Below are 15,432 nucleotides of genomic sequence, written 5' to 3'. Positions count from 1 at the left end.
CATCTCCTACGTGTCGTGTGTGAGCGTCAGCGCTGTGCGTCGGCGAGGGATTCCCGCGCCTTCGCGGATACGTTCTCCGCAGTGAAGCCGTACTCGCGGAAGAGCACCTTTCCGTCCGCCGAAGCACCGAAGTGCTCCAGGGAAACGATGCGACCGGCGTCCCCGACGAAACGGTGCCAGGTGAGACCGATACCGGCCTCGACCGCGACGCGCGCCCTGACGGAGGGCGGCAGAACCCTGTCCCGGTACCCCTGGTCCTGCTCCTCGAACCATTCCACGGACGGCATGGACACCACCCGGGTCGGCACACCGTCGGCCTCCAGCTGCTCGCGCGCCTCGACGGCCACGTGCACCTCGGAACCGGTGGCGATCAGGATGACCTCGGGGGCACCGTTCGACGCCTCGAAGAGGACGTAACCGCCGTTCGCGGCATCCTCGTTGGGGGCGTACGTCGGCACGCCCTGACGGGTCAGCGCCAGGCCGTGCGGGGCGCCCTTGCCGTAGACCTTGGTGTAGCGCCTGAGGATCTCGCGCCAGGCGATGGCCGTCTCGTTGGCGTCGGCCGGGCGGACCACGTTCAGGCCCGGGATGGCGCGCAGCGAGGCCAGGTGCTCGACCGGCTGGTGGGTGGGGCCGTCCTCGCCGAGACCGATGGAGTCGTGCGTCCACACATACGTCACCGGCAGGTGCATCAGCGCCGAGAGCCGGACGGCGTTGCGCATGTAGTCGGAGAACACCAGGAAGGTGCCGCCGTAGATGCGGGTGTTGCCGTGCAGCGCGATGCCGTTCATCTCCGCGGCCATGGAGTGCTCGCGGATGCCGAAGTGGATCGTGCGGCCGTACGGGTTCGCCTCCGGCAGCGGGTTGTCCGCAGGCAGGAAGGAGCTGTCCTTGTCGATCGTGGTGTTGTTCGAGCCGGCCAGGTCGGCGGAACCGCCCCACAGCTCGGGGATCACCGCGCCGAGCGCCTGCAGCACCTTGCCGGAGGCGGCACGGGTGGCGACGGCCTTGCCGGGCTCGAAGACCGGGAGCTTGTCCTCCCAGCCCGCGGGCAGCTCACCCGCGACGATGCGATCGAACTCGGCGGCGCGCTCGGCGTTGTTGTTGCGCCACTCCTGGAGCTGCTTCTCCCACTCGGCCTTGGCGTCGCGGCCGCGGTCCAGGGCACGCCGGGTGTGCGCGATGACCTCGTCGGCCACCTCGAAGGTCTGCTCCGGGTCGAAGCCGAGGACGCGCTTGGTGGCCGCGACCTCGTCGTCGCCGAGCGCCGAGCCGTGCGCGGCCTCGGTGTTCTGCGCGTTCGGGGCCGGCCAGGCGATGATCGAGCGCATCGCGATGAAGGACGGCTTGTCGGTGACCGCCTTGGCCTTCTGGATGGCGTCGAAGATCGCGACCGGGTCGAGGTCGCCGTTGGCCTGCGGCTCGACGCGCTGCACGTGCCAGCCGTACGCCTCGTAGCGCTTGGCGGTGTCCTCGGAGACGGCCGTCTCGGTGTCGCCCTCGATCGAGATGTGGTTGTCGTCCCACAGCAGGACCAGGTTGCCCAGCTTCTGGTGCCCGGCCAGCGAGGACGCCTCGCCGGAGATGCCCTCCTGGAGGCAGCCGTCACCGGCGATGACGTAGACGAAGTGGTCGAACGGGGACTCGCCGGGGGCGGCCTCCGGGTCGAACAGACCGCGCTCGTAGCGGGCGGCCATGGCCATGCCCACCGCGTTGGCGACGCCCTGACCGAGCGGGCCGGTCGTCGTCTCGACACCCTTGGTGTGGCCGTACTCCGGGTGACCGGGGGTCTTGGAGCCCCAGGTCCGGAACGACTTGAGGTCGTCCAGCTCCAGGCCGAAGCCGGCCAGGTACAGCTGGGTGTAGAGGGTCAGGGACGAGTGGCCCGCGGACAGCACGAAGCGGTCACGCCCCACCCACTCCGGGTCGGCGGGGTCATGCCGCATCACCTTCTGGAAGAGGGTGTAGGCGGCGGGAGCCAGGCTCATCGCCGTACCGGGATGGCCGTTGCCGACCTTCTGTACGGCGTCGGCGGCCAGGACGCGGGCGGTGTCCACGGCCCGCTGGTCCAACTCGGTCCACTCGAGGTCTGTGCTGGTCGGCTTGGTGCTCACCCTGGGTCAGGGCTCCTCTCCACATGTCACGCATGTCGAAATGCCGGTGCACGGGACGCCCCGGCCGTTGTCGAGCCTACCCCCGTATGTACGTGCGTTTTTTCGCGTCATTCCAGACTGCCGGGAGTCGTGACGATCCGCCTCCCGACTGGGCCGTCACCTATTTGGCAACTGAATACGGACCCGCTCGTTCGAGTGCTCAACCGAGTGCCGACCGGCTCGTCCGGCAGCCACCCGATCGGGTGCCGACCGGCTCCTGCGCGCGGCGCCGACCGGCGCCTCGGCGGTGTGCGGATCCGCTCGTACGGGGGCGCCGCCCAACACGACCCCACCCCCGCGAATGTCGGGGTATGGGCAACGTCTACAGTGGCGTGGTACGCGCGAGCCTTTACCGGGACTTCACAGGGTGGGGCTTGCTGGGATGTCTCTGTAGGGGTGTGCGTGACGGCCGTCGAATCCCGTCCAGCCGGGGTGCTGGGGGAGAGCAAGAGCTCGAGTCACCGGCCGTTCGGGGCCCGTGTCAAGGCATTCGTGGCGCTGACCAAGCCCCGGATCATCGAGCTGCTGCTGATCACCACGGTCCCGGTGATGTTCCTCGCCGAGCAGGGGGTGCCAGACCTGACGCTGGTGCTCCTCACCTGCGTCGGCGGCTACCTCTCCGCGGGCGGCGCCAACGCGCTCAACATGTACATCGACCGCGACATCGACGCGCTCATGGACCGCACCTCGCAGAGACCGCTGGTCACCGGCATGGTGTCGCCGCGCGAGTGCCTCGCCTTCGGCATCACCCTCGCGATCGTCTCCACGCTGCTGTTCGGCCTCGCCGTCAACTGGCTGTCCGCCTGGCTGTCCCTCGGCGCGCTGCTCTTCTATGTCGTCGTCTACACGATGATCCTCAAGCGCCGCACCTCGCAGAACATCGTGTGGGGCGGCATCGCCGGCTGCCTGCCGGTGCTGATCGGCTGGTCCTCCGTCACCAACTCCATGTCGTGGGCGCCGGTCATCCTGTTCCTCGTGATGTTCTTCTGGACGCCGCCGCACTACTGGCCGCTGTCCATGAAGGTGAAGGAGGACTACGCGCGCGTGGGCGTGCCGATGCTGCCGGTGGTCGCCTCCAACAAGGTGGTCGCCAAGCAGATCGTGATCTACAGCTGGGTCATGGTCGCCGTCTCGCTGCTGCTGACCCCGCTCGGCTACACGGGCTGGTTCTACACGCTGGTGGCGGCGCTGGCCGGCGGCTTCTGGCTGTGGGAGGCGCACGGGCTGCAGAACCGGGCCAAGGCCGAGGCGACGGGCGCGAAGCTCAAGGAGATGCGCCTGTTCCACTGGTCGATCACCTACGTGTCGATCCTGTTCCTCGCGGTCGCGGTGGACCCGTTCCTGCGCTGACACCCCCAAGACGCCCCGACGGCCGGGGTGCGTGGTCAAGGCCACGCACCCCGGCCGTCGCCGTTTGATCTACCCGTCGGTAGCATCCTGGGCATGGCAGACACGCAAGCGGTTGACGCGAAGGCCGAGCGCACGGCGGCCAGACTGGCCAAGCAGATCAGCGCCTTCTCCAAGGCACACGGCGGCGCCGAGGGCCAGGTGGCCTACCTCGGCGACCGCGGCGCCCGGATCGCCCTCGTCGGCGAGGACGGCGAATGGGGCAACCTGGTGGCCCCCAGCACCGAGATCGCCCGGAACGCCGTCGAGAAGGCCGGCATCACCCTGCACGAGGACTTCGACGGCGAGTTCGCGGCGAAGGTGCGCACGGGCCCGTACGAGTGGACCCGGATGGCGGGGATCCAGCTCGGCGGCCCGAAGAACCCCTGACACGCCCCGCTTTCACACCGGGTGTGTGACAGCAACACCTGACGCCCCGTTCACCCGTTAGGCCCCGTAGCAACGACACGGTCCAGCCACGGGAGCCCGGATGATCGAGACGCCGTCCCTCGTGGACCAGTACTGCCACGGCGTACTGAGGACAGAGCTGGGCCTCGGCACCTTCGAGGCCCAGCTGGCCCGTACCGAGGGGCCGCCCGCCCCCGGTACGACCCTCTTCGACACCCAGACCGGATTCGCGGTGCGGCGGCTGTGCCCCCCGCTGCTCGGCCTGGAACCGCACTGCCCGCCCGCCCGCTATCTCGCCCGGCGCCGTGAACTCGGCGTACTGGAGGCGGGGCGCAGGCTGCTGCGGGGCAGCGGCATCACGACGTTCCTCGTCGACACCGGGCTGCCCGGTGATCTGACCGGCCCGGACGAGATGGCGCGGGCCTCGGCCGCCGAGGCCCGCGAGATCGTGCGGCTCGAACTCCTCGCCGAACAGGTCGCCGACACCTCCGGCACCGTGGAGTCCTTCCTCGCCAACCTCGCCGAGTCCGTGCACGGCGCGGCGGTCGGCGCGGTCGCCTTCACCTCCGTGGCCGGCGTGCGGCACGGACTGGCGCTGGCGCCCGAGCCGCCGGGGCCGGGGGAGGTGCGGGGCGCGGCGGGCCGCTGGCTGGCGGACCGCAGGGTGGGCGGCGAGCTGTCCGACCCCGTGCTCCTACGGCACCTGCTGTGGATCGCCGTCGCCTCGGGGCTGCCCCTGCAACTGCACGCCGGGCTCGGCGAACCGGGCCTGCGCATCGACCGCACGGACCCCGTCCTGCTGACCGACTTCGTCCGCGCCACGGCCGGGCTCGGCACCGACCTGGTCCTGCTGCACGGCTACCCGTACCACCGGCACGCCGCCCACCTGGCCGGGGTCTTCCCACATGTGTACGCCGACTCCGGCGCCGCCCTCGTGCGCACGGGCGCCCGCGCCGCCACCGTCCTCGCCGAGATCCTGGAACTGGCCCCCTTCGGCAAGATCCTCTTCTCCAGCGGCGCCCAGGGCCTGCCCGAACTGCACGTCGTGGGCGCCCGGCTGTTCCGCGAGGCGCTGGCGCGGGTGCTCGGCACCTGGGTCGCCGAGGGGGCGTGGTCGCTGGCGGACGCGCAGCGCGTCGCGGGGCTGATCGCGGCGGGGAACGCGCGCCGGGTGTACGGGCTGGAGTGACGCCTGGTTCACAGCCGCGGGCCGACTGTCCAGACTGGACGGATGCAGACCGACGACTTACTCACCGCACGGACCCGCACCGACGCGTTGCTCGACCGTTTCCTCGCCGGCCTCGCCCCGCTCGACCCGGTCGCCGTCTGGGCGCACGGCTCGCTCGCGGGCGGCGACTACCAGGAGGGCCGCAGCGACCTGGACCTGATCGCCGTACTGGAGGAACCGCCGCTGTGGCGGCTGGCGACGCTGCACGCCCGGCTGCGGGGCGAGCCCCTCGCCGCGAAGCTGCACTGCACCTATCTGACCCCGGACACCCTCGACGGCCCCGACCGGCGCCATCTGACCTGGGCGCACGAGCATCTGTTCAAGCGGCCCGTCACCCCGGTGACCCGGCGGGAACTGCACACCTTCGGACGGGTGCTGCACGGGAAGGCGCCCGCCGGACTGCTGCCACCGGTGTCGGACCTGGAGCTGGACGCGTTCGTCGTCCGTGACCAGCGCGACTTCTGGCGGCCCATGGTGGACAGGGCGGAGCTGTGGCGGCAGGACCCGTGGATCGACGTGGGCCTGACGACCTTCGCCCGCGCGACCGCCACCCTGCGCCGGGGACAGCTCATCTCCAAGCGGGAGGCGCTGGACCTGCTGCCGGAACTCGGCGCGCCCGTCGAGGTGGTCGAGGACATCCGGCGGCGGCGCTACGACGAGCGACCGGCACCGCCCACCAAGCAGTGGACGGCGCGCAGGGGAGAGCTGGCCAGGGGCTACCTGGGGCCCGCGATCGACGAACTGGTGGCCGCGTACGCCTGATCCGGCAGCCGGATCTCCGGCGCCGGGCGCTCCCGCAGCGCCAGCAGCACCCGAAGGACCCCGATCCACACCAGGCACGAGCCGAACATGTGGACGCCGACCAGGATCTCGGGCAGGTCGGTGAAGTACTGGACGTAGCCGATGACGCCCTGGGCGAGCAGGACCAGGAACAGGTCGCGGGTGCGGGCCAGGGGGCCCTTCGGGGCGTCGACGGCCTTGAGGACGAACCACAGGGCGAACGTCAGCGTGACGACGATCCAGGCCAGGACGGCGTGCAGCTTGCTGACGGTCTCCCAGTCCAGCGGCATCCGCTCGACCTCGCTGGAGTCGCCCGCGTGCGGGCCGGAACCGGTCACCACGGTGCCGACCGCGATCAGCAGCACCGACGCGCCGACCAGGACCCACACCAGCTGCTGCACCGACGTGCCGACCAGCGGACGCGGCTGTCCGTCCCCCTCCCGGGTGCGCTGCCACATCACGGTGGCCACCGCGATCAGGGCCGTCGACAGCAGGAAGTGCGCGGCGACCGTGTACGGGTTGAGGCCGACCAGGACCACGATGCCGCCGAGGACCGCGTTGCCCATCACGACCCAGAACTGCGCCCAGCCCAGCCGGGTCAGTCCGCGCCGGTACGGCTTCTCCGAGCGCGCGGCGATGATCGCCCAGCCGACGGCGGCGCACAGCACGTACGTCAGCATGCGGTTGCCGAACTCGATGTAGCCGTGGATGCCCATCGCGGCGGTGTTGTTGATCGAGTCCTCGGTGCACTTCGGCCAGGTCGGGCAGCCGAGGCCCGATCCGGTGAGCCGCACCGCCCCGCCGGTGACCACGATGACCACCGACATGACGAGCGCGGCGAGAGCCGCCCGCTGCACCGTCCGGGGGTCCGGGGTCCAGCGCGCGGCGATGAAGGCGAGCGGGTTGCGCACGGCTGCCGTGGCGTCGGCGCGGGTCATCTTTGGCACGGGGTCCATCGTAGGGGGCTGCTTGTGCACGCGTTCACGAGGGGTTCGTGAGACGCGCTACTCCCAGCGGAAGAACTTTCCCGCCGCCGCGAGTCCGACCACCGCCCACACCGCGAGAATCCCCAGGTCGCCCCACGGCATCCCGGCCCCGTGCTGGAGCACGTCCCGCAGGCCGTCCGAGAGGGCCGAGATGGGCAGCAGGCCGAGGACGTCCTGGGCGCCGGAGGGGAACTTGTCCATCGGCACGATCACTCCGCCGCCCACGAGGAGGAGCAGGAAGACGAGGTTGGCGGCGGCCAGGGTCGCCTCCGCCTTCAAGGTGCCCGCCATCAGCAGGCCGAGGCCCGAGAAGGCGGCCGTGCCGAGGATCAGCAGGAGCAGGACGGCCGCGGGGTTGCCGTGCGGTGACCAGCCCAGGGCGAAGGCGATCACCGTCAGCAGGACGATCTGGAGGACCTCCGTGACCAGCACCGACGCCGTCTTCGCCGTCATCAGGGCCCAGCGGGGCAGCGGCGAGGCGGCGAGGCGCTTCAGGACGCCGTAGCGGCGTTCGAAACCGGTGGCGATGGCCTGGCCGGTGAAGGCCGTGGACATGACCGCGAGGGCGAGGATGCCGGGGGTGAGGAAGTCCACCGCCTCCCCCGCGCCGGTGTCCACGACGTCCACCGAGCTGAAGAGCACCAGCAGCAGGGTCGGGATCACCACCGTCAGCAGGAGTTGCTCGCCGTTGCGCAGCAGCATTCTCGTCTCGAGCGCGGCCTGGGCGGCGATCATGCGCCCCAGGGGGGCCGCGCCCGGCTTGGGGGAGTACACCCCGGTGCCTGTGGTCGTCATGAGCGCAGCTCCCTGCCCGTGAGCTCCAGGAATACGTCTTCCAGCGTGTGCCGCTCGACGGAGATCCGCTCTGGCATCACCCCGTGCTGCGCGCACCACGACGTCACCGTCGCGAGCAGCTGCGGGTCCACCTTGCCGCCGACCCGGTAGGAGCCCGGGGTCAGCTCCACGGCCGTGCAGTCGGCCGGGAGGGCCTTCAGCAGGGAGCCCACGTCCAGGCCGGGGCGGCCGCTGAAGCGGAGGGTGTTCTCGGCGCCGCCGCGGCACAGCTCCTCGGGGGAGCCCTGGGCGATGACCCGGCCCGCGTCGATGATCGCCACGTCGTCGGCGAGCTGTTCGGCCTCGTCCATGTGGTGCGTGGTGAGGATGACCGAGACGCCGTCCGCCCGCAGGTCGCGCACCAGGTCCCAGGTCGCGTGGCGGGCCTGCGGGTCCAGTCCGGCCGTCGGCTCGTCGAGGAACACCAGCTCCGGGCGGCCCACGACGGCCATCGCCAGGGCCAGGCGCTGCTGCTGACCGCCGGACAGCCGGCGGTACGTCGTTCTGCCGCAGCCGCCCAGACCCAGCCGCTCGATCAGCGCGTCCACGTCCAGCGGGTGGGCGTGCAGCCTGGCGACATGGCGCAGCATCTCCTCCGCCCGCGCGCCCGAGTAGACGCCGCCGGACTGGAGCATTACGCCGATACGGGTGTGCAGGTCGCGGGAGTGCCGGACCGGGTCGAGGCCCAGGACGCGCACCGTGCCGGAGTCCGGCCTGCGGTATCCCTCGCAGGTCTCGACGGTGGTCGTCTTGCCCGCCCCGTTGGGGCCGAGCACGGCGGTCACACCGGCCCGGGCCACCAGGTCGAGACCGTTCACCGCGGTTCTGTCGCCGTACCGCTTCACCAGGGCCTGGACCTGGACCACGGGCTCACTTCGCATGACTCAAGAGTCTAGGTACGTTCCCGGGCCCTCAGGCGGCCGGGTACGGGAACTCCTCCTCCGGGGGGCGGTGGGTCGCCAGCCACCGCTCCGCGTAGGCCACGGCGTCCGCCACCGGGAACAGCCGGGCGTCGGCCGCGCCCACCGTGCCGCGCACGACCGGACGGTCCCGTTCGAAGTCGTGGCCCAGTTCGTCGAAGCGGTCCGAGGAGATCGCGACCTCGGTCACCGTCTCCCAGCCTGCCGGGCCCGGGCGGCCGACCCGTACCAGCGGCGACGGGATGCGGTACTCGGCGAGGTGGAAGCTGGTGCAGGTGTCGTATCCGGCGCCGAGGAGCAGCACGCGCGCGGGGAGCGCCTCCAGGCGGGCGAGGGGGCTGCGTTCGCCGAGCCGGCAGTCGGTGGCGTGACCGTCCAGCACCTGGGCGGCGCGCGGGCCGAGCGCCGCGAACGAGGTCTGCGGGTGCGCGCTGCGCAGGGCGCCCGGCCAGGTGCGGACGGTCTCCGGGAGCACGCCGACCCCGCGCGAGGGCGTGAGAAGGGGGTCGTAGGGCGGCATGGCGGTGCGGATCGTGTCCCACCACTCCTCGGGCACCGGCGGGTTTGCCCACAGGGCGGGGTCGGAGAGGTCGCCGGTCTGGGTGGGGACGACGAGGGTGCCGTCCGGTCCGAGGGCGTCGAGCAGCGCCTGGACGACGGCCACGGGGCCGCCGCAGACCCAGCCGAGCGACTTAAGGGAGGAGTGGACGAGGAGGGTCTCGCCGTCCTGGACGCCCAGTTCGCGCAGGTCTGCGGCGAGGGTGCCTCGGGTGACAAGAGGGCCGGTCGGAGGGGGTGCGGACATGGTTGAGGAGTGTCCCGGAAGGGGCTGGGTGATGCCACCGATTTGATCGATCAAAGATCGTTCCCGCAGGTCAGGTTAGCTTTACCTAAGTGACGCACCGCACCGTCCGAGGCCCGGACGCGGCTTGCCGGGCCTTGAGGAATTACGCAACAATGGCGTTGTGAAAAACGTCGGCGAGGCTCGGGAGACCCCCACGGGGACCCGGCAGGAGGAACTCGCGACCGGTGAGCGGTCCACCCGCAACCGGGTCGCGCGCTCCATCCTGGACCACGGGCCCTCGACCGTCGCCGAGCTGGCCGGCCGGCTGGGCCTGACCCAGGCCGCCGTACGCAGGCATCTCGACGCGCTGGTCGCCGACGACGTCGTGACGGCACGCGAGCAGAAGGTCTACGGAGCGCGGACCCGCGGTCGTCCCGCCAAGGTCTTCGCGCTCACCGACTGCGGCCGGGACGCCTTCGACCAGTCCTACGACAAGCTCGCCGCGGACGCCCTCACCTTCATCCGGGAGCGGTTCGGCGGGGACGAGGCCGTCGTCGCCTTCGCGCGCGCCAGGATCGCCGAGCAGGCGACCGCGTACCGCAGGGCCATCGAGTCCGCCGCCCCCGAGGAGCGCACCGAAGCCCTCGCCAAGGCCCTGAGCGCGGACGGGTACGCTGCTACGGCGCGCAGCGCACCGGTCGGCGAGCAGCTGTGCCAGCACCACTGCCCCGTCGCCCACGTCGCGGAAAAGTTCCCGCAGCTCTGCGAGGCGGAGACCGAGATCTTCTCCCAGCTGCTCGGCACGCACGTCCAGCGACTGGCGACCATCGCGCACGGTGACGGCGTCTGCACGACGTTCATCCCCAAGATTTCCCACACCACACACAACGCATCCGCAAGCACGGCCGGGAGGAACCCCGCATGACTCTCCCCACGGAGACTGCCCACCCTGAGCTCGAGGGCCTGGGTAAGTACGAATACGGCTGGGCCGACTCCGACACGGCCGGCGCTTCCGCGCGGCGCGGTATCAACGAGGACGTCGTCCGCGACATCTCGGCCAAGAAGAACGAGCCGGAGTGGATGACCAAGCTCCGCCTCAAGGGCCTGCGCCTCTTCGACAAGAAGCCCATGCCGAACTGGGGCTCGGACCTCTCCGGCATCGACTTCGACAACATCAAGTACTTCGTGCGGTCCACGGAGAAGCAGGCGGAGTCCTGGGAGGACCTGCCCGAGGACATCAAGAACACGTACGACAAGCTCGGCATCCCCGAGGCGGAGAAGCAGCGCCTCGTCGCCGGTGTCGCGGCCCAGTACGAGTCCGAGGTCGTCTACCACCAGATCCGCGAGGACCTGGAGGAGCAGGGCGTCATCTTCCTGGACACCGACACCGCTCTCAAGGAGCACCCGGAGCTCTTCAAGGAGTACTTCGGCACCGTCATCCCGGTCGGCGACAACAAGTTCGCGTCTCTGAACACCGCGGTGTGGTCCGGCGGCTCCTTCATCTACGTGCCGAAGGGCGTGCACGTGGAGATCCCGCTCCAGGCCTACTTCCGGATCAACACCGAGAACATGGGCCAGTTCGAGCGGACGCTGATCATCGTCGACGAGGACGCCTACGTCCACTACGTCGAGGGCTGCACGGCCCCGATCTACAAGTCGGACTCCCTGCACTCCGCGGTCGTCGAGATCATCGTGAAGAAGGGCGCCCGCTGCCGTTACACGACCATCCAGAACTGGTCGAACAACGTCTACAACCTGGTCACCAAGCGCGCCGTGGCGTACGAGGGCGCGACCATGGAGTGGATCGACGGCAACATCGGCTCCAAGGTCACCATGAAGTACCCGGCCGTCTACCTGATGGGCGAGCACGCCAAGGGCGAGACCCTCTCCATCGCCTTCGCGGGCGAGGGCCAGCACCAGGACGCCGGCTCCAAGATGGTCCACATGGCGCCGAACACCTCCTCGAACATCGTCTCCAAGTCGGTGGCGCGCGGTGGCGGTCGTACGTCCTACCGCGGTCTCGTCGAGATCGGCGAGGGCGCCCACGGCTCCAAGTCGAACGTGCTGTGCGACGCGCTACTCGTCGACACCATCTCCCGCTCCGACACCTACCCCTACGTGGACGTCCGCGAGGACGACGTGTCCATGGGCCACGAGGCGACCGTCTCCAAGGTCTCCGAGGACCAGCTCTTCTACCTGATGAGCCGAGGTCTGACCGAGTTCGAGGCGATGGCCATGATCGTGCGCGGCTTCGTCGAGCCCATCGCCAAGGAGCTGCCGATGGAGTACGCCCTCGAGCTCAACCGGCTGATCGAGCTGCAGATGGAAGGCGCGGTCGGCTGACCGCCCCTTGCAGAAGCAGCAGCAGATTTCTGACGTAGGAAGAGAGCAGACCGACAGCCATGGCTGAGGCTCAGAACATCCCGGTGGGCTCCACCACCGCCGGCTCGATCGCGGTGGCGGCCGAGTCGACCGTCGCCACGCGCATGAGCGCGCCCCCCTCCTTCGACGTGGCGGACTTCCCGGTCCCGCACGGGCGTGAGGAGGAGTGGCGGTTCACCCCGCTGGAGCGCCTGCGCGGGCTGCACGACGGCACCGCCGTCGCCACCGGCGACGCCGTGAAGGTCGACGTGCAGGCCCCCGAGGGCGTCACCGTCGAGACCGTCGGCCGCGACGACGCCCGCCTGGGCAAGGCGGGCACCCCGGTGGACCGCGTCGCCGCCCAGGCGTACTCCGCCTTCGAGAAGGCCGGTGTCATCACCGTCCCCAAGGAGACGGTGCTCACCGAGCCGATCCGGATCGCCGTGCACGGCGAGGGCGGCACCACCTTCGCCCACCAGGTGATCGAGCTGGGCGCCTTCGCCGAGGCGGTCGTCGTCATCGACCACACCGGTGACGCCGTGCTCGCCGCCAACGTCGACTACATCCTGGGCGACGGCGCCAAGCTGACCGTCGTCTCCGTCCAGGACTGGGACGACAAGGCCGTGCACGTGGCCCAGCACAACGCGCTGATCGGCCGGGACGCCACCTTCAAGTCGTTCGTGGTCACCTTCGGCGGCGACCTCGTCCGCCTGCACCCGCGCGTCGCGTACGCCGGTCCCGGCGGCGAGGCCGAGCTGTTCGGTCTGTACTTCACGGACGCCGGCCAGCACCAGGAGCACCGTCTCCTGGTCGACCACAACACCCCGCACTGCAAGTCGAACGTCGTCTACAAGGGCGCGCTCCAGGGCCAGGACGCGCACGCCGTGTGGATCGGTGACGTGCTGATCGAGGCCAAGGCCGAGGGCACCGACACCTACGAGATGAACCGCAACCTGGTGCTCACCGACGGCGCCCGTGTCGACTCCGTGCCGAACCTGGAGATCGAGACCGGCGAGATCGTCGGCGCCGGACACGCCTCCGCGACCGGCCGCTTCGACGACGAGCAGCTCTTCTACCTGATGGCCCGCGGCATCCCGGCCGACGAGGCCCGCCGCCTGGTGGTCCGCGGCTTCTTCGCCGAACTGGTCCAGCAGATCGACGTCGACGACATCGAGGCCCGTCTGCTCGAGAAGATCGACGAAGAGCTGGAGGCGTCCGTCTGATGGCCTTCGTACGCGCCTGTGGGCTGAGCGAGCTGGAGGAGGACACCCCGAAGCGGGTGGAACTCGACGGCACGCCGGTCTCGGTCGTCCGTACCGAGGGGGAGGTGTTCGCGATCCACGACATCTGCTCGCACGCGAACGTCTCGCTCTCCGAGGGCGAGGTGGAGGACTGCCAGATCGAGTGCTGGCTGCACGGCTCCGCGTTCGACCTCCGCACCGGCAAGCCGTCCGGCCTTCCCGCGACGCGCCCCGTCCCCGTATACCCCGTAAAGATCGAAGGGGACGATGTGCTCGTCTCCCTTTCCCAGGAGTCCTGAGGCACCCATGGCAACGCTTGAAATCCGAGACCTGCACGTCACCGTCGAGGTCGAGAACGGCACGAAGGAAATCCTCAAGGGTGTCGACCTCACCGTGAAGCAGGGCGAGACGCACGCCATCATGGGCCCCAACGGCTCCGGCAAGTCGACGCTCGCCTACTCGCTCGCGGGTCACCCGAAGTACACGATCACCGGCGGCACCGTCACCCTCGACGGCGAGGACGTCCTGGAGATGGAGGTCGACGAGCGCGCCCGCGCCGGCCTCTTCCTGGCGATGCAGTACCCGGTCGAGATCCCCGGGGTCTCGGTCTCCAACTTCCTGCGCACCTCCGCCACCGCCGTCCGCGGCGAGGCCCCCAAGCTCCGCCTGTGGGTGAAGGAGGTCAAGGAGGCCATGCAGCGCCTGAACATGGACCCCGCCTTCGCCGAGCGCAACGTCAACGAGGGCTTCTCCGGCGGTGAGAAGAAGCGCCACGAGATCCTCCAGCTCGAACTGCTCAAGCCGAAGATCGCGATCCTCGACGAGACGGACTCCGGCCTCGACGTCGACGCCCTTCGCGTCGTCTCCGAGGGCGTCAACCGCGTCCGCGAGACCGGCGAGGTCGGCACCCTGCTGATCACGCACTACACGCGCATCCTGCGCTACATCAAGCCCGACTTCGTCCACGTCTTCTCCGGCGGTCGCATCGTCGAGTCCGGCGGCGCCGAGCTCGCCGACAAGCTGGAGAACGAGGGCTACGAGGCATATGCGAAGCTCGACGGAGTCGACACGAAGGGTGGCGTATCCGCGTGACACAGCTGCCGGGCCTCCTCGACACCGAGGCGCTCCGCAAGGACTTCCCCATCCTGGACCGCCAGGTCCACGACGGTAAGAAGCTCGTCTACCTGGACAACGCGGCGACCTCGCAGAAGCCGCGCCAGGTACTGGACGCCCTGAGCGAGTACTACGAGCGCTACAACGCCAACGTCCACCGCGGTGTGCATGTGCTCGCCGAGGAGGCCACGGCGCTGTACGAGGGCGCGCGCGACAAGGTCGCGGAGTTCATCAACGCGCCCTCGCGCAACGAGGTGATCTTCACCAAGAACGCCTCCGAGTCGCTCAACCTCGTCGCGAACATGCTGGGCTGGGCCGACGAGCCCTACCGCGTGGACCACGAGACCGAGATCGTCATCACGGAGATGGAGCACCACTCCAACATCGTGCCGTGGCAGCTGCTGGCGCAGCGCACGGGTGCGAAGCTGAAGTGGTTCGGCCTGACCGACGACGGCCGGCTCGACCTCTCCAACATCGACGAGATCATCACCGAGAAGACGAAGATCGTCTCCTTCGTGCTGGTGTCGAACATCCTCGGCACGGTCAACCCGGTCGAGGCGATAGTGCGCCGCGCGCAGGAGGTCGGCGCACTGGTCTGCATCGACGCCTCGCAGGCCGCGCCGCACATGCCGCTGGACGTACAGGCCCTGCAGGCCGACTTCGTGGCCTTCACCGGTCACAAGATGTGCGGCCCGACGGGCATCGGCGTGCTGTGGGGCCGCCAGGAGCTCCTGGAGGACCTGCCCCCGTTCCTCGGTGGCGGCGAGATGATCGAGACCGTGTCGATGCACTCGTCGACGTACGCTCCCGCCCCGCACAAGTTCGAGGCGGGCACCCCGCCGATCGCGCAGGCGGTCGGTCTGGGCGCGGCGATCGACTACCTGAACTCGATCGGCATGGACAAGATCCTCGCCCATGAGCACGCGATCACCGAGTACGCGGTGAAGCGGCTCGGCGAGGTCCCCGACCTCAGGATCATCGGCCCCGCCACGGCCGAGGACCGGGGCGCGGCGATCTCCTTCACGCTCGGGGACATCCACCCGCACGACGTGGGCCAGGTACTGGACGAGGAGGGCATCGCGGTCCGTGTGGGTCACCACTGCGCCCGCCCGGTCTGCCTCCGGTACGGAATTCCTGCGACCACGCGAGCGTCGTTCTATCTGTACTCCACGCCGGCCGAGATCGACGCCTTGGTCGACGGTCTGGAGCACGTACGGAACTTCTTCGGCTGAAGGGCT

Annotated in this window: 15 protein-coding genes; 10 read left to right on the top strand and 5 right to left on the bottom strand. The window is 69.9% G+C overall.

Features of this window, described 5'->3' with window-relative positions:
• Positions 1-26 precede the first annotated feature (26 nt).
• Complete coding sequence (tkt, locus tag ACZ56U_RS30295; protein ID WP_469087143.1) at positions 27-2,114, bottom strand: transketolase; 2,088 nt, start codon at positions 2,112-2,114, stop codon at positions 27-29.
• 435 nt (positions 2,115-2,549) lie between these two features.
• Here tkt and ACZ56U_RS30290 point away from each other — a divergent pair, with 435 nt between their 5' ends.
• The 4 genes from ACZ56U_RS30290 to ACZ56U_RS30275 all read left to right on the top strand — a co-directional run bounded on the left by ACZ56U_RS30290 (position 2,550) and on the right by ACZ56U_RS30275 (position 5,937).
• Positions 2,550-3,503, top strand: a complete 954-nt coding sequence (locus ACZ56U_RS30290) for a heme o synthase (RefSeq protein ID WP_391230319.1) — start codon at positions 2,550-2,552, stop codon at positions 3,501-3,503.
• Between the two features lie 93 nt (positions 3,504-3,596).
• Positions 3,597-3,929: a hypothetical protein gene (locus ACZ56U_RS30285; protein WP_469087142.1), complete on the top strand. Its 333-nt coding sequence runs from the start codon at positions 3,597-3,599 to the stop codon at positions 3,927-3,929.
• Positions 3,930-4,029: 100 nt separating this feature from the next.
• A complete protein-coding gene (locus ACZ56U_RS30280) occupies positions 4,030-5,136 on the top strand; it encodes an amidohydrolase family protein (RefSeq protein ID WP_469087141.1) in 1,107 nt (368 codons plus the stop codon).
• A gap of 42 nt (positions 5,137-5,178) precedes the next feature.
• Positions 5,179-5,937, top strand: coding sequence for a nucleotidyltransferase (locus ACZ56U_RS30275; protein ID WP_469087140.1), 759 nt, complete (start codon positions 5,179-5,181; stop codon positions 5,935-5,937).
• On the opposite strand, the gene ACZ56U_RS30270 is transcribed toward ACZ56U_RS30275, so the two are convergent.
• The 4 genes from ACZ56U_RS30270 to ACZ56U_RS30255 all read right to left on the bottom strand — a co-directional run bounded on the left by ACZ56U_RS30270 (position 5,892) and on the right by ACZ56U_RS30255 (position 9,500).
• A complete protein-coding gene (locus ACZ56U_RS30270) occupies positions 5,892-6,893 on the bottom strand; it encodes a COX15/CtaA family protein (RefSeq protein ID WP_469087221.1) in 1,002 nt (333 codons plus the stop codon). The genes ACZ56U_RS30275 and ACZ56U_RS30270 overlap by 46 nt on opposite strands.
• Positions 6,894-6,959: 66 nt before the next feature.
• Positions 6,960-7,736 carry an ABC transporter permease gene (locus ACZ56U_RS30265; RefSeq protein ID WP_469087139.1) on the bottom strand — a complete coding sequence of 259 codons (777 nt, stop codon included), beginning with the start codon at positions 7,734-7,736 and terminating at the stop codon, positions 6,960-6,962.
• Entirely contained in the window at positions 7,733-8,656 is a 924-nt protein-coding gene (locus ACZ56U_RS30260) for an ABC transporter ATP-binding protein (RefSeq protein WP_469087138.1), read from the bottom strand. The genes ACZ56U_RS30265 and ACZ56U_RS30260 overlap by 4 nt, the downstream gene beginning before the upstream one ends.
• 31 nt (positions 8,657-8,687) lie before the next feature.
• On the bottom strand, positions 8,688-9,500 hold the full coding sequence (locus tag ACZ56U_RS30255) for an AAC(3) family N-acetyltransferase (RefSeq protein WP_469087137.1): 813 nt from the start codon (positions 9,498-9,500) through the stop codon (positions 8,688-8,690).
• Positions 9,501-9,660: 160 nt separating this feature from the next.
• Between ACZ56U_RS30255 and ACZ56U_RS30250 the strand changes: the two genes are divergently transcribed.
• The 6 genes from ACZ56U_RS30250 to ACZ56U_RS30225 are packed head-to-tail and all read left to right on the top strand — an operon-like array spanning position 9,661 to position 15,426.
• A complete protein-coding gene (locus ACZ56U_RS30250) occupies positions 9,661-10,404 on the top strand; it encodes a helix-turn-helix transcriptional regulator (RefSeq protein WP_469087136.1) in 744 nt (247 codons plus the stop codon).
• Complete coding sequence (gene sufB / locus ACZ56U_RS30245; protein ID WP_359029633.1) at positions 10,401-11,822, top strand: Fe-S cluster assembly protein SufB; 1,422 nt, start codon at positions 10,401-10,403, stop codon at positions 11,820-11,822. The genes ACZ56U_RS30250 and sufB overlap by 4 nt, the downstream gene beginning before the upstream one ends.
• Before the next feature lie 59 nt (positions 11,823-11,881).
• A complete protein-coding gene (gene sufD, locus ACZ56U_RS30240; protein ID WP_469087135.1) occupies positions 11,882-13,063 on the top strand; it encodes a Fe-S cluster assembly protein SufD in 1,182 nt (393 codons plus the stop codon).
• Entirely contained in the window at positions 13,063-13,380 is a 318-nt protein-coding gene (locus ACZ56U_RS30235; RefSeq protein WP_391230328.1) for a non-heme iron oxygenase ferredoxin subunit, read from the top strand. Before sufD ends, ACZ56U_RS30235 begins: the two co-directional genes overlap by 1 nt.
• A 7-nt stretch (positions 13,381-13,387) precedes the next feature.
• Entirely contained in the window at positions 13,388-14,173 is a 786-nt protein-coding gene (gene sufC / locus ACZ56U_RS30230) for a Fe-S cluster assembly ATPase SufC (RefSeq protein ID WP_469087134.1), read from the top strand.
• Positions 14,170-15,426 (top strand): cysteine desulfurase, encoded by a 1,257-nt coding sequence (locus ACZ56U_RS30225; RefSeq protein WP_469087133.1) that lies wholly within the window; start codon positions 14,170-14,172, stop codon positions 15,424-15,426. The genes sufC and ACZ56U_RS30225 overlap by 4 nt, the downstream gene beginning before the upstream one ends.
• Positions 15,427-15,432 lie beyond the last annotated feature (6 nt).

The organism is Streptomyces sp. NPDC034103 (assembly GCF_055575395.1).
The sequence above is the reverse complement of the archived record's forward strand: the minus strand, read 5'-3'. Positions and strand labels throughout refer to the sequence as shown.

Excerpts from the sequence above, each read along its gene's own strand:
- ACZ56U_RS30275 (WP_469087140.1), top strand. The coding sequence starts at position 5,179 with ATGCAGACCGACGACTTACTCACCGCACGGACCCGCACCGACGCGTTG.
- ACZ56U_RS30255 (WP_469087137.1), bottom strand. The coding sequence starts at position 9,500 with ATGTCCGCACCCCCTCCGACCGGCCCTCTTGTCACCCGAGGCACCCTC.
- ACZ56U_RS30235 (WP_391230328.1), top strand. The coding sequence starts at position 13,063 with ATGGCCTTCGTACGCGCCTGTGGGCTGAGCGAGCTGGAGGAGGACACC.
- ACZ56U_RS30270 (WP_469087221.1), bottom strand. The coding sequence starts at position 6,893 with ATGACCCGCGCCGACGCCACGGCAGCCGTGCGCAACCCGCTCGCCTTC.
- ACZ56U_RS30265 (WP_469087139.1), bottom strand. The coding sequence starts at position 7,736 with ATGACGACCACAGGCACCGGGGTGTACTCCCCCAAGCCGGGCGCGGCC.
- ACZ56U_RS30285 (WP_469087142.1), top strand. The coding sequence starts at position 3,597 with ATGGCAGACACGCAAGCGGTTGACGCGAAGGCCGAGCGCACGGCGGCC.
- ACZ56U_RS30280 (WP_469087141.1), top strand. The coding sequence starts at position 4,030 with ATGATCGAGACGCCGTCCCTCGTGGACCAGTACTGCCACGGCGTACTG.
- ACZ56U_RS30260 (WP_469087138.1), bottom strand. The coding sequence starts at position 8,656 with ATGCGAAGTGAGCCCGTGGTCCAGGTCCAGGCCCTGGTGAAGCGGTAC.
- sufD (WP_469087135.1), top strand. The coding sequence starts at position 11,882 with ATGGCTGAGGCTCAGAACATCCCGGTGGGCTCCACCACCGCCGGCTCG.
- sufB (WP_359029633.1), top strand. The coding sequence starts at position 10,401 with ATGACTCTCCCCACGGAGACTGCCCACCCTGAGCTCGAGGGCCTGGGT.
- sufC (WP_469087134.1), top strand. The coding sequence starts at position 13,388 with ATGGCAACGCTTGAAATCCGAGACCTGCACGTCACCGTCGAGGTCGAG.